Origin of the sequence: Halomicrobium katesii DSM 19301, from assembly GCF_000379085.1 — an archaeon.
GTDB classification, from domain to species: Archaea; Halobacteriota; Halobacteria; order Halobacteriales; family Haloarculaceae; genus Halomicrobium; species Halomicrobium katesii.
In genome coordinates, this window is record NZ_KB905378.1 from 1,598,933 (window position 1) to 1,612,277 (window position 13,345).

At 68.0% G+C, this 13,345-nt stretch carries 10 protein-coding genes; 2 read left to right on the forward strand and 8 right to left on the reverse strand.

What is annotated here, in order from left to right; genetic code table 11:
* Nucleotides 1–86: 86 nt before the first annotated feature.
* The 5 genes from HALKA_RS0108565 to HALKA_RS0108585 form a co-directional block, all read right to left on the reverse strand.
* Nucleotides 87–2,474: a serine/threonine-protein kinase gene (locus HALKA_RS0108565; RefSeq protein ID WP_018257588.1), complete on the reverse strand. Its 2,388-nt coding sequence runs from the start codon at nt 2,472–2,474 to the stop codon at nt 87–89.
* Entirely contained in the window at nt 2,387–3,409 is a 1,023-nt protein-coding gene (locus HALKA_RS0108570) for a serine/threonine-protein kinase (RefSeq protein ID WP_018257589.1), read from the reverse strand. The genes HALKA_RS0108565 and HALKA_RS0108570 overlap by 88 nt, the downstream gene beginning before the upstream one ends.
* Nucleotides 3,396–3,908, reverse strand: a complete 513-nt coding sequence (locus tag HALKA_RS0108575; RefSeq protein ID WP_018257590.1) for a hypothetical protein — start codon at nt 3,906–3,908, stop codon at nt 3,396–3,398. The genes HALKA_RS0108570 and HALKA_RS0108575 overlap by 14 nt, the downstream gene beginning before the upstream one ends.
* A gap of 247 nt (nt 3,909–4,155) precedes the next feature.
* Nucleotides 4,156–5,196: a restriction endonuclease gene (locus tag HALKA_RS0108580; protein WP_018257591.1), complete on the reverse strand. Its 1,041-nt coding sequence runs from the start codon at nt 5,194–5,196 to the stop codon at nt 4,156–4,158.
* Between the two features lie 139 nt (nt 5,197–5,335).
* Nucleotides 5,336–5,773, reverse strand: coding sequence for a DUF1810 domain-containing protein (locus HALKA_RS0108585; protein WP_018257592.1), 438 nt, complete (start codon nt 5,771–5,773; stop codon nt 5,336–5,338).
* A 124-nt stretch (nt 5,774–5,897) separates the two neighbouring features.
* Here HALKA_RS0108585 and HALKA_RS0108590 point away from each other — a divergent pair, with 124 nt between their 5' ends.
* Nucleotides 5,898–6,734 carry a TCP-1/cpn60 chaperonin family protein gene (locus HALKA_RS0108590; protein ID WP_018257593.1) on the forward strand — a complete coding sequence of 279 codons (837 nt, stop codon included), beginning with the start codon at nt 5,898–5,900 and terminating at the stop codon, nt 6,732–6,734.
* Here the strand turns inward: HALKA_RS0108590 and HALKA_RS0108595 are convergent.
* From HALKA_RS0108595 to HALKA_RS0108605, 3 genes are all read right to left on the reverse strand, one after another.
* The gene (locus HALKA_RS0108595) at nt 6,728–8,353 is read right to left on the reverse strand and encodes a serine/threonine protein kinase (protein ID WP_018257594.1); all 1,626 of its coding nucleotides are present in this window, start codon (nt 8,351–8,353) and stop codon (nt 6,728–6,730) included. The two genes, HALKA_RS0108590 and HALKA_RS0108595, sit on opposite strands and share 7 nt — an antisense overlap.
* 56 nt (nt 8,354–8,409) lie before the next feature.
* On the reverse strand, nt 8,410–11,301 hold the full coding sequence (locus HALKA_RS0108600; RefSeq protein ID WP_018257595.1) for a BamB-related PQQ repeat family beta-propellar protein: 2,892 nt from the start codon (nt 11,299–11,301) through the stop codon (nt 8,410–8,412).
* A gap of 88 nt (nt 11,302–11,389) precedes the next feature.
* Nucleotides 11,390–11,674 (reverse strand): hypothetical protein, encoded by a 285-nt coding sequence (locus HALKA_RS0108605; RefSeq protein WP_245545369.1) that lies wholly within the window; start codon nt 11,672–11,674, stop codon nt 11,390–11,392.
* A 204-nt stretch (nt 11,675–11,878) separates the two neighbouring features.
* Here HALKA_RS0108605 and HALKA_RS0108610 point away from each other — a divergent pair, with 204 nt between their 5' ends.
* On the forward strand, nt 11,879–13,345 hold the full coding sequence (locus HALKA_RS0108610) for a protein kinase domain-containing protein (protein WP_018257597.1): 1,467 nt from the start codon (nt 11,879–11,881) through the stop codon (nt 13,343–13,345).

Here is a 13,345-nt window from a genome sequence, read left to right on the forward strand (position 1 = left end):
GGATCCCCGTGTGAACAACGGCCGGCCCGAGAGGCCCGACCAGCGAGCGGGAAGCGAGCGCGCCGGTCACGGATCGGGGTCTCGGTCTACCCGTCGGCCGTCAGCGCGACGAGGCCGTCCGCGGTGCCGAAATAGATCGTCCCGTCAGATACCGCGGGAGGCGTGTGGATCCGGCTCCCCACGTCGACCGTCCAGCGCCGGTCGCCCGTCGTCGCCCAGAGGGCCGCGAGCGTGCCGTCGGCACAGCCGGCGACGACCGTCCCGTCGACGACGGCCACCGCGTTGCGGACCGACCAGCTGAGCGACCGCTGCCAGCGGACCGTTCCGGTCGCGGGATCGAGCGCGTACACGTCGTTCGCGTTGTTGCCGACGAACAGCGTGTCGTTCCAGATGGCCGGCGACCCCGGAATCGAGCGCCCGGTGTCGAACGACCAGGCGCAGTCACCGGTCTCGCAGTCGAGCGCGTACAGCGAGTCGTCCCAGCAACCGACGTACACCGATCCGTCGATCACGGCGGGAGACGACCAGACCGGGCGGTCCGTCCGGTACGTCCACACCGTCGCACCGGACTCGCGGTCGATCGCGTGGACCGCCTCGGCTTTGGTACCGACGTAGACGGTGTCGGCGGAGACGGTCGGTGCCGACTTGATCGAGCCACAGTCGACCGCCCAGCGTCGCCGACCGGAGTCAGCCGCGACCGCGTACAGTGTGCCGCCTCGGCCGCCGAAGTACACCGTCCCGTCAGCGACCGTCGGAGGACCGTACACGCGACTCCCGGTCTCGAACGTCCACTGCGTGTCACCGGTCACAGCATCGACGGCGTACAGGTCACCGGACCAGCTGCCGGCAAAGACCTGCCCGTCGGCGACGGCCGGTGCCGAGGCCGTCTCCAGGAGGCGTCCACTCGTCCAGACTGTCTCCCCCGTCTGTGCGTCCAGTGCGCGCAGAGTCCCCTGTTCCGGTCCGGCGTAGACGAACCCGTCGCTGACGGCCGGCGCGACCTTGACGAGATCCGGCGTCGAGTGCGTCCAGGCGACCGACACCGCGCTCTCCGGGCCGTCGGGACCGACGCTCGTCCCCGTCCGGGCGAAGTTCCCACCGAGTGTCGGCCACCCAGCGGTCCGAGGGGGCGGACCGGACGCCGCCCGAGGTTCGCGAGCGCCGTTCGTCGACTCGGCAGCGACGGCGGTGTGGTCGCCGGGCGAGGCGTTGACCGAGCGGTGGTTCTCGTAGGTGGCGACGCGGTCGGCCATCGATTCGCTTTCCGAGGCCGGACGGGTTCGCGGGTCGTCCGACGACGCTTCGTCGTCCACGTGCCCGTCGGACCGCCCGGTCGTGACGCCGTCGTGATCGCCGGGCGAGGCGGAGTACGACCCGTAGTTGTCGTAGTCGGTCACTCGCTCGACCAGTTCCGGGTCGCCGACATCCCCGTCGTTCGTCGCCGCCCGCTCGTCGTCGCGCTCCGGGGCTGGCGGCGTCGACGTGTCTGTTCGGTCCGGGCGGGCGTCCCCAGTTCGTTCTGGCCGGCCGTCGAGACGGTCGCCGACGATCGGTGGCAGGTCGCCGCCGGTTCGGACGGCCCGGAGCGCGTCTGCCATCACCGGAATCGCGCTGTAGCGATCCGTCTTGTCCCGTTCAAGCGCGGTCGACACGACGGCGTCGACCGCCGGAGAGAGCGCGGGCCGTTCGGCGCTGGGAGGCGACACCGGGTCTGAAGACATCGCGACCTGCATCGCCTGGAAGCGGCTCTCGGGCGCGATCGGTGTCCCGGTCAGAAGCTCGTACAGGATCGTCCCGACCTGGTAGATGTCCGTCAGCGTGTCGGGCTCGCCGAACTCGCCGGGCTCGAACTGCTCGGGCGCGGCGTAGGCGGGCGAGAGCCCCTCGACCGTGCCGGTCTGATCGGCCAGCACGCGGGCGAGTCCCCAATCGGCGACCTTCGGAACGTCCCAGACGCCGTCGGGCGTCGAGCGAAAGAGGACGTTCGCCGGCTTGAGATCGAGATGTGCGATCCCCAGGCTGTGAGCGACCGCGACGCCGCGACAGACACACTCGCCGATCCACAGTGCCGCTAGGGTCGGGAGCCCGCCGTCCGCGGCCGCTAGGCGGTCCGCGAGCGTGCCGCCGTCCATGTACTCCATCGCGATCCAGGGCAGGCGCTCGCCGGTGTCGACGACGCCGACGACGTGCTCCGAGTCCCGCCAGCGCGGGCGCTCTCGCTCGATGCGGTCGACCGTCTCCCACGTCTCGGCCTGCGAGAGGAACCGCTCGATCTCGTCGTTTTCGAGCGTCCCCGGAGCCAGCGGTTCTTTGACCGCGATCCGGTCGGGCGACCGTTCGTCCGAGAGGGCAGCGACGGAGACGAGCGCGTTGCCGCCCCGGTCGATCAGTTCGCCGGATCGAACGAGATCCGCAGAGAGGTCCCGCCGGGGCGGGCTCCGGACGCGGTCGAGCGTCGGCTCTCGATCACCCATAGACGAGCCAACGATGCGCGTCGGCGACCATAAAACTGTACACAGGCGTGCCTAGCCACACAGCGCGTCCCAGAACTCGTCGAGACGGTGCAAGACGGCCTGATGTCCTCGTATCGGTCCTCGGGCTCCGGGTTCAGACACCGGCGGATCACCTCTTCGAGCGCCCGCGGGATGCCGGGGCGAACCTCCGAGGGATGTGGTGGCTCGGCGTCGCCGGCCCGCTTCGTCGTCCGTCCGTACGGGTGCTTCCCGGTAAAGAGCAAGAAGAGCACGATGCCGAACTGGAAGACATCGACCATCTTCTGGTTGCGCGTCTCGACCTGCCGGGCGTGCTGTTCGGGCGCGGCGTAGCGCGGCGTGTACTCACCGATCGTCTCACTCGAACTGCGGAGCGTGCTGGCGGTCCCCCAGTCGCCGAGCTTCGGGACGTTCCAGCCGTCCTCGACGGTCCGAAAGAGGACGTTCTGTGGTTTGATGTCCCTGTGAGCGGTGCCGCGGTAGTGGGCCTCCTCGATGCCGCTCGCGATACACCGGGCGATCCAGAGCCCGTGACACAGCGACTGGACCCCGCCCCGGTCGAGGAAGTCGCCGAGATGGCCTCGATCCATGTACTCCATGGCGATCCAGGGCTGGCCGTCGTCGATCCCGTAGTCGACGAGGCTGACGACGTACTCGTTGGCCTCGAACTCGGCCCAGTCCTCCGCTTCGTCGAGGATGCGATCGATCCGGCCGTCGGTGATCGTCCTCGATGTATCGGGCACCTTCACGGCGACCGTGGTGCCATCGGAGAGCGACTGGCGGTACACCTCGCCGCTGGCCCCCGTCGCGATCCTGTCTGCGAGCTCGAACGACAGCACGTCGAGTTCCGCCGAGAGGTCGACGGAGATCGGCGGCACGTCCGGGATCCGCTCCGGGACGGAGTCACTCGCCGTCATCGAGCACCACCCTGTCGCCGGCTCTCGTCAGGTAGCCGTCGCCACACGCCTCACAGCGGTCGCCGACCGACGCGGCCGACGGGTCGAACGCCGTCCCACAGTTGGGACAGGTGATAGATTGGGGCGTCTCATACTGCCGGCTGTAAGTCTGTACAGAATTTCGCGACCCCGTGGTCGCGAATATCTTGAAACAGTTACAGCCGGCAGTATCAGTCGCTTCGTCGGTCCCCGCTGTACTCCCAGCCGCTGTCTCGAACTCGTCGACATCGACGTCGGGAGTCGTACTCTCGGAACGCCACGGTGGGATTCCGTAGAGCGCGACCAGCGTGGCGCTGACGAGAACGACACTGGTGATCGCGCCAGCCAGACTGGTTTGTACGGGACTGAGCGAGAGGCCGAGAACGTCGACCGCCATCGCGACGAAGAACCCGATGACGAGACTGGCAACGAAGATCACGAGAAAGGCGACGGATTGTGTGGACGTGCGGAGTCGGCCCATCGCAGTTACGAATTGGTTGCTGCATGACGCTAATAAAGGTGCCTACCGTCACACGAGACGGTCGGTGTGGGTATCCTTGGGGCGACGGGTCTCAAACACCGCTGAAACAGCGTCGCACCCCGATGGAGCGAGGCCGGCGGCTATAGTAGCCATTGAAAATCAATGCACATCCGATCGCACGACAGCAGTGCGATCGGTGTGTAAATCGTTTCAATTGTTACTATAGGAGGAGCTTCGAGTGGCTGCTCTACAGCGACGGGACGAGCTGGGAGCGCGTCAGCAGCTCACGGAGTCGCTCGCCGTCGACGAGCCGGACCTGTTCGCTCATTCGCTCGACGCTCTCTCTGGCGTTCTCGGTGAAGCTCGAACTGGTGACGACGGCGACGGAGTCGGCGTCGAACTCGACGAGCAGTCCGGCGGTCCGCTGGACCGTGCGCACCCCGACCGTGTTGCCCGGCCCGTACTGTTTGGCCTGGATCAGTTCGCGCGTGCCGTCGGCCTGGGCGATGACGTCGATGTTGTACTCCTGGACGTACTTGGTGGTCCGGGCGTCGAACCCGCCCTCCCGCCAGAGGTCCGCGATCAGGACCTCGAACTCGCGGTGTGAACAGGACAGCAGATCGTCGGTGGTCCACTCGCCGTCGGTGGCGGCGTTCAGCCGTTCGGCGACGGTGTCGATGCGGTCCGTGTCGCGCTCGGCGATGGCCTCGTCCAGTGTCCCGCCGAGGGTGGCCTCGGCGCGTCCGAGCTGTGGTTCGCCGACGGCCGACAGCGCGGCGAACAGCTGATCGGCGCGACGGACGACCACGGCGGTGCGGTACAGCTCCTGGGCGGCCGACCGGACCGACGAGAGGCCGTCGCTCAGATCGTCCGCGACGGCGGCGTCCCCGGCGTCCCGGAGTCGATCGACGGCCGTCGCGACCGGCGCACTGGGATAGCGCTCCTGGAGTTCGAACGCCAGCGCGCCGAACGCGAAGAGGGCGTCACAGTAGTCGAGAAGCGCGGCGCGGCGACGCGCTTCGATCGACTGGTCGTTGGCCACGTCGACGAGTCGTTCGGTGATCGCCTCGATGGGCAGTGAGACGGCCTCCTGCTCGGACAGCGTCTGTCCGCGTTCGATCGTCGAGCGAAAGCGTCGTTTGCGGTGCTGTCCGACGGTCTCGCGTGGCTCGGTGTCGTCCAGCGCGGGTTCGAAAAACTCCGCGAGGGCGAAGGCGGGCTCGACCGCAGAGTGGGCCGCGTACTCGGCCGTCAGGGTCTCGACAGCTCTCGCAACCGAATCGAACATTGCCGGAGGTATGCGACCGTATGCGCATAAAACGTCCCCATAGCGCCGTCACACCGTTCTCGTCCGTGCCCGGTTGTGGTACCTTCGAGGGAAGAGACGGCGTGCAGTTCCGAGCGACAACGGCCACCACGGGCAGCGTTCAGCTGTCGTCCAGCAGATCGAGCGTCTTCTGGTCGCGGTCGCCGTCGTAGTACCGCACCAGTGCCGTGGCGAACGGCGTCGGATCGTCGGCGACCGTCTCGAACAGCGTCATGGACGACCGGAACTTCAGATCGTCCGGCGAGCCGAAGATGTCGTTCGCTGAGCGCCCGTCGAGGCCGTTGACGATCGCCGTACACTCACGTAATCGCGGTCCGAGAGCGGGATGGCGCAGGTAGGCGTCGGCTTCCGCTCGCGAGGCGATGGCGAATCGCTGCGCCATCTCACTCCGGCCGAGCCCGGCGACCTGGGGAAACACGAACCACATCCAGTGGCTCCGTTTCCGTCCCGACCGGAGTTCCCGCTTGACCGTCCCGATGACCGACTCCTGTGCCTCGACGAAGCGCTGTAGGTCGTGAGGGTCCGCTGGACTGGGCATCGAGTGTCCCGTTCGACCCACTGGCGCTTATACTGTCGGCTATCGCTGTTTCGAGATATTCGCGACCCCACGACGGGGGCGGGCAGACTCAACAGTTTTGCCGCTGGCGTGCCGTCGTGGCCACATGGCTGGACTCGACTCGGAGATGGAGCGCCGTTTCGACAAGTCGATATCGGAGTTACGGACGGAAGCCGACCAGTTCAAGACGCGGGCCCGGTCCGACCCGGCGGTCGTCGCCACGTACCTGCCGCGGCTGCGAAAGCTCCTGGAAGCTGCGGGCTACAGCCGCGACGAGATGATGGTCAGAGACGACGTTCAGCGGACGATACTGGCGATCTCGGACCAGCAGCCAGAGGCACTCTCCGACGAGTATCCGGACCTGGTGGCGGCGTTCCTCGACACGCGCGAGACGAGAGTGCTGGCCCAGCGACTCCTGCACAACTGCGCCGAGCTCTGGACGTACGGCGTGACCCGCCAGGAGATCACCGACGGGCTCGACGTGGTGGAAGGCGAGATCGTCGACCGGCTCGCAGACATCGCGGAGCAGTTCGACGACGACGGCCGGGTGCCGGGCAACGGTGCCACGGCGATGGCGCTCAGCCAGCGGGTGGCCGACTTCGCACACAGCGTCGCTGGCCGCCAGCAACTCGTCGTCGAGGCCGCCTCCGACGCGCTGTTCGACCTCGTCCGGTTCCACGCCAGCGAGAAAGGAGTCGACCCGATCGACGGGGCCGTCGACCTCCGATCCCGATACGAGACCGACAGCGAGCCGTTCGTGCGCGGCTTCTCCGATCGGGGAACGATCGAATCGATGCGGGAGACCGAGGAGACCCAGACGAAGAACTACGTCCTCCGCTACGTGGTCGACGCACTGGTCGCCACGTCTCTGATCGTCAGCGTCGAGCGAAGCGAGGCCCGAATGCTGCGGATCGAGGCGGTTCTCGCCGAGCGAGATCAGTGATCGGGGGCGTCCATCGCGGCCAGCGCCGCCGCGAGGGACCGATCGTCGCACCTGGCGATCGCGTCGGCGAGTGACAGCTCGGCGGTACCGGACTCGATCCCGGCGATTGCCGCCGCGAGATCCCGCTCGCTGCCCTCGGGGAACGCAGCCGGATCGAACCAGCCGTCGGTCCGCGCAGCGCCACTCTCCTCAGCGTCGTCCCCGGACGTGTCCCCATCTGGCTCGGGGCTGTCGTCCGAACTATCGTCCGAAGTAGACTCGCCGTCCTCCGAGCGTTCCTCCCTGATCTGCTCGACGCGTTCTCTGAAGGTCAGCTCCTCAGACTCGCTCTCGTTCGCTTCGGCGCTGTCGCCCGAATCGTCGTCCGCCGGAGGGTCGCCGTCCTCGGACCGCTCCGCCCTGATCTGCTCGACGCGTTCCCTGAAAGTCAGGTCCTCCGACTCGCTCTCGTCCGCTTCGGCACTGTCGCCCGAATCGTCGTCCGCCGGAGGGTCGCCGTCCTCGGACCGCTCCGCCCTGATCTGCTCGACGCGTTCTCTGAACGTCAGGTCCTCGTCGGGGTCGCCGGTGTCGGCGTCCGTCGAGTCGCCGTCGCTGGAGGCAGCGTCGGTCGAATCGGCATCGTGGGAAGCGCTCTCGGCTGCGTCGACACGGGGCGAGCGGTCGTCTGCCGAGAGGCGGTCGGCGACGATCGGCGGGAGCGCGCGATCCGTCCGGGCCGCCCTGAGTGCCTGTCTGAAGATCTGGACGGCGTCGTAGCGGTCTCGCTTGCTCGTTTCGAGGGCGGTCGAGACGACGGCGTCGAGTGCCGGAGACGCGTCGTCGCGGTGCGCGCTCGGCGGCGCTGGCGGATCGCCGTACACCACGTCGTGCATGACGCTCATCCGGTTGCCGACGTAGGGCGGGCGACCCGTGAGCAGCGCGTAGACCAGTGCTCCGACCTGGTACACGTCGGTCAGCATGTCCGGATCGCCGAACTCGTCGGGTTCGAACTGCTCGGGTGCGGCGTAGGTGACCGAGAGCCCCTCCATCGTTCGCGTGCGTTCCGAGAGCGAGCGCGCGAGCCCCCAGTCGGCGATCTTCGGCACGTCCCAGGCGTCGCCCGGCGTGGTTCGAAACAGCACGTTCGACGGTTTGACGTCGAGGTGGGCGACCCCGTAGTTGTGGGCGAGTTCGATCCCGCGACAGACACACTCGCCGATCCACAGGGCCTCGTCCAGTGCCAGCCCGTCGGTGCCGTCGAGGCGCTCGGCGAGGTCGCCGCCGTCCATGTACTCCATCGCGATCCAGGGCAGGCGCTCGCCGGTGTCGATCACGCCGACGACGTGCTCGGAGTCCGCCCACCGGCGCTTCTCGCGCTCGCGGCGGTCGACCAGCTCCCAGGTGCGGGCCTCTTCCAGGAACGTCTCGACCACGTCACCGGTCAGCGTTCCGGGGTCTGCGGGCTCCTTGAGAGCGATCCGATCGGGCGGCTCGTCGTCCGGCACGGCCGCCTCGTAGACGAGCGCCTGTCCACCGGCGTCGAGCGGGGACTTCGCGGCGTCGATCGTCCGGTAATCGAGGTCCCGACGCGGCGGACTCGCGACCGCCGAGCAGTCGGGAATCCGAGGATCAGTCATTGGCCAGGTGTTGGCCAGAGAGCTACATCAAGCTTGGCGACGACAGCGACCGTGGTTCACTCCTCGCCGAGCGCGGACACGACGCCGTCGTGCGTGGCGACGTACGCCGTGCCGTCTGCCACTGCCGGCGATCCGTCGATGAGACTGCCGGTCCGGTAGTGCCACCGCTCGTCGCCGGTCGCGGCGTCCAGCGCGTACAGACACTCGTCCCAGCTCCCGACCAGGAGCGTGTCGTCGGCGACGACCGGCGCACCGTTGATCTGTCCCGCCGTGTCGTAGCGCCAGCGTTCGGTGCCACTGTCCGCGTCGATCGCGAGGACGTAGCCGTCGATGCTGCCCGCGTACACGGTGTCCCCGCAGATCGCCGGTGCCGACCGGCCGTTACCACCGGCGTCGAACGTCCAGCGCTCGGTGCCCGTGTCGGCGTCGAGTGCCACGACGCGCCCGTCGTTGGTGCCCGTATAGAGGACGCCGTCAGAGACCGCCGGCGTCGACATCGCCGGTCCATCGGTGGGGTAGCGCCACAGGCGCTCGCCGGAGTCGGCATCCAGCGCGGCGAGGACGCCGGTCCCACAGGAGGCGTACACTGTCCCGTCGACGACCGTGGGGACCGCGCCGATCTTGCCGTCGGTCTCGACGACCCACCGCTCGGCCCCGGTCGCGGCGTCGAGCGCGTACACGTGCTTGTCGTAGCTGCCGACGTACACCGTCCCGTCGACCACGGCGGGCGCGGCGTCGACCATCCCGTCGGTTTCGGCCACCCAGCTGACCGTCCCGGTCGCAGCGTCGAGCGCGTACACGTGCTTGTCGTGGCTGCCGACGTACACCGTCCCGTCGACGACGGTCGGCGGCGATTGGACCGGATCGTCGGTCTCGTAGGTCCACCGCGTCGCACCGGACTCCGTCGCCAGTGCGGAGACGGCCATATCGTCGCTCCCGACGTACAGCGTGTCGTCGACGACGGTCGGCCCGCCCCTGATCGAATCGCCCGCCTGGAACGTCCAGCGTTCGGTGACGGGTGGCGAGGGGCCGACCGCACGCTGTCGAGGGCCGGAGCGCGACGCGCTCCCGTGGAGGGTCGGCCAGTCGCGGTCGTCGGCCGCCGACAGCGTGCGGTCCGTACTCGTCGTTTCCGGCGCGGAGTGATCGGTCGTCGGAGTGGGGTCGCGGTCTGCCGTCGCGGGCTCGGTCGCGCTCTCCGGGTCGTCCGGCGTCGACTCCCACTCCTCGGCGATCCGCTCCAGGGCGCGACGGAGGTCGATCGTCGCCTCGTACCGATCTGTCGGATCCCGCGCCAGAGCGCGCTCGAACACGTCGTCGAGAGCGGCCGGCAACTCCGGACGGCGCTCGCTGGGCGGCCTGTGATCGGCGTCGAGGACGCGCTCGATGCGCTCTCGCTGCGGGGTGGCGGCGAGGTCGTCGACGAACGGATGCGTCCCGGTGAACAGCTCGTAGAGGACGATCCCGAGCTGGAACTGGTCGGTCCGCTGGTCCGTCGTGCCCTGGCCGTCCTGTTCGGGCGCACAGTAGCCGGGCGTCGAGATGCCGACGGCGGTCCCCTGGCCCAGCAGCGACCGGGAGAGCTCCCAGTCGGCGACCTTCGGAATCGGCCACCGCTCGCCGGGGGCAAACAGGATGTTCGACGGCTTCAGGTCGAGGTGGACGACGCCGCGGTGGTGGGCGTGCCAGACCGCGTCGACGAGTCGCTGTGCGGTCCAGAGCGACTGCTCGACCGTCGCGTCCTCGGCGACGGCGCGAAGGTCCGGTCCGTCGACGACCTCCGTGGCGATCCAGGGTACCGACGCGTCGCCGCGGAGCCAGGGGAGCGGGTCGTACCCCCAGTCGATCACCGAGACGACGTTCGGGTGGTCGTCGAGGCCGGCCCACTGCCGGGCCTCGTGATCGAACCCGTCGATGGTCTCCTCGGTCAGCGTCCCGTGTCGAGCGGGGTGTTTCACGGCGATACCGTCCGGCCCGTCCTCGCCGGGGTGACGGACCCGATGCACGACCGTCGTCGCGGTGCGGCCGATGACGTCGTCGTGGCGCAGTGCGGACGGGTCGAGCGACATCGACGGCGTCTCTTCTCCCTCATCGAGATCTGGTCCGTGAGCAGAGTCCATAGTCGTGGTTCGTTGGTGCTGTCGGTTCGGCTCGGTCCGACAGGCGTCTTCGACGGCGGCGCTCTCGGCGGACGCACCGTCGAGCATCGCAAGCGTCCGTTCGGCCGCTTCGCGTACGCGTCGGTCGTCGTCGTCGAGTGAGGCCCGCAGGTCGTCGACGGCCGGTTCGATCGCAGCCGGTCGTTCGCTGGCGACGTGTTTCAGCGCCTCGACGGCCGCGGTGCGCGTCGCGGCTTTCTCCTCGTCGAGGAGTGTCAGAAGAGCGTCGACGGCGGTGACGACCGATCCGGGAGCGGCTCTCGCGACGTTTTTGAGCGCGATGGCACCGGCGGCACGCGCCGTGTCACGCTCGTCGTTTCGCAGCGACCGGAGCTCCGCGACCAGCGGCCGGATCGATTCGGGATACTCCGCTGGCGTCACAGTGGCGCGTGTCTCGGTACGCGCCTCGGAAAGGAGCGTCCGGAGGCCGGGAACCGCCGGTCGGATCTCCTCGGGACGTGCCTCGGCGACCGCAGCGAGTGCGAGAGCGGCGTTACCACGCAAACCCGGATGGGCGTCAGCGAGACACTGTCTGAGACCATCCACGGCAGGAACGACGGCGTCCGGTCGGTCCCGAGCGACGGCCGCAAGTGCCAGAGCCGCCCCGGCGCGAACGTCCCCGTCGTCCAGAGGAGCCTCGGCCGATTCCGCGGGCGACGCTGGAGCCGTCGGTCGGCGATACTCCAGCAGTGCGGTGAGTTCCTCGATCTCGTCTGCAGCGACGGTGTGGCGCTCGGAATCGGCTTTGGATCGGAGACGAGACGCCCGTTGCAGTGCATCGACACTCATGCTCTCACCGAAGCCTCATCTCTCAGAGGGTACGTCGGAACGGGTGTTGAACTTTTTCCTGAGATAGTGACGACCGGCGGCGTCCGTATCAGTTGATCTCCGGTTCGATCGCCAGCACCGTCCCCGAGATTCCCAGCGCCGCGCCGATGCCCGCCAGGACGACGATCAGTCGCTTCTCTTCGAACGTCAGCGAGAACAGCTGTGCGCCGACAGTCGCCTCTGCGTAGACGACGATGCCGCCGATGACCAGCCCCGCGATGGCCCCGAGCAGGATGCGCTGCTCCATCAGCGTGAACACGCCCAGTACGAGGACCGCACCGAGTACGAGATTGACGAGCAGTGCCAGCGCCAGCGTCCACAGTGATAGTGCCATGTTGGATCGCTCCCAGTACATCGTCTGACGGACACCAGACACATAAAGATTTGGCTTTTAGAGATGTACTATTGAATCTCCAAAGTGGAGATAATAATACTCAGAGACGCGACGGACCACCGTCGAAAAACGCGCGTCGAAACCCCGAACGGGCACCAGACACGCGGGACAAGCTATTACTTTTGGCACGCGGATGCTGTGATAATGACGGATTCCCAGGAGGAGGAGACGCCGACGCTCACGGAGATGTTCGAAAGGGTCGAGAGCGAGGCCGAGCTCACCGGGCGGAATCTGACCGTGCTCCGAACCGTCTTCGAACGGGAGCCCGCGGGCATCACCGATCTCGCCGACGTGCTGGACCATCCCCACAACGAGCTCCGATACTCGCTGCGAGTGCTGGAAGAGGAGAACCTCATCGAGCCGACGGCAGAGGGCGCGGTGACGACCGGTGACGTTGTCGGGACGATCGAAGCGGCGAACGCCGGAGTCGAGGATCTTCAGTCCAGACTCCGGGCGCGTGCAGCCGCCTTCGGCTCGGACGAGGGACAGTCGAGCGAGGCGACGGAAGCGGATGCGCTCGAAGGAGCGGGACAGACGGACGGGACAGCAGGCCGGGCGACAGCACAGACGGACGGACAGCAAACGAGCGACTCGTCGCCGGGCGAAGCGAGCAGCGAATCGGTGTCGACGGCCGAGACGGCGTCTGCGACCGAGACGGAGCCGGCGGCCGAGAACACCGGGGAGACCGAATCGACGGCAGCCGCCGAGGCGTCGGCCGACACGCAGTCGTCGACCACAACGACGGTCGAGACGGCCTCGATGGTGCCCGACGTGGCGAGCGTTCAGAGTCCGGCCCGAGAAGAGCTTGCGTACGCCGATTTCGAGATCGAGGGGCAGCTCGGACACGGGGGCAGCGGCGTCGTCCACGAGGCACAGTACCGCGTCGACGGTGAGACGACGACGGTCGCGCTGAAGGTGCCGAACTTCGAGGGAACGATCACTTCGTCGGTGATAGAGAGCTTCGAGCAGGAGGCGGAGACGTGGTCGTTGCTGTCGCCCCGAGACCACGTCGTCGGCGTCGTCGACAGCGGGACGCGGCCCAAGCCCTGGATCGCGATGGAGTACATGGACGGCGGCACGCTGCGCGAGCGGCTCTCGGAGTTTTCTATCGAGCAGGCCGTCTGGACGTGCGAACGGATCGCGCAGGGGGTCCGCCACGACCAGACCGGCGTCCTCCACCTGGATCTCAAGCCCGAGAACGTCCTGTTTCGCCGGACTGGCGAGGGGAGCTGGGACGTACCGAAGATCGCCGACTGGGGGCTGGCACGCACGCTCAAGGAACACCAGCCGACCGTCGAGGGCATGTCGCCGACCTACGCCGCCCCCGAGCAGTTCGACGCCGACGAGTTCGGCGACCCCAGCAGCAAGACGGACATCTACCAGCTCGGCGTCCTCATGTACGAGGTGCTGACCGGCCGGCCGCCCTTCGAGGGCAACGGCGTCGCGCTGATGAACGCGATCCTCACCGAGGAGCCCGAGCCACCGGCGACGGTCGACGATCGCGTCCCGCAAGCGGTCAGCGACGCCGTGATGAAGGCGCTGGAAAAGCAGCCAGCGGAGCGGTTCAGCACCGTCGAGCGCCTCCAGTCCCGGCTCCGGGCACAGCGCTAA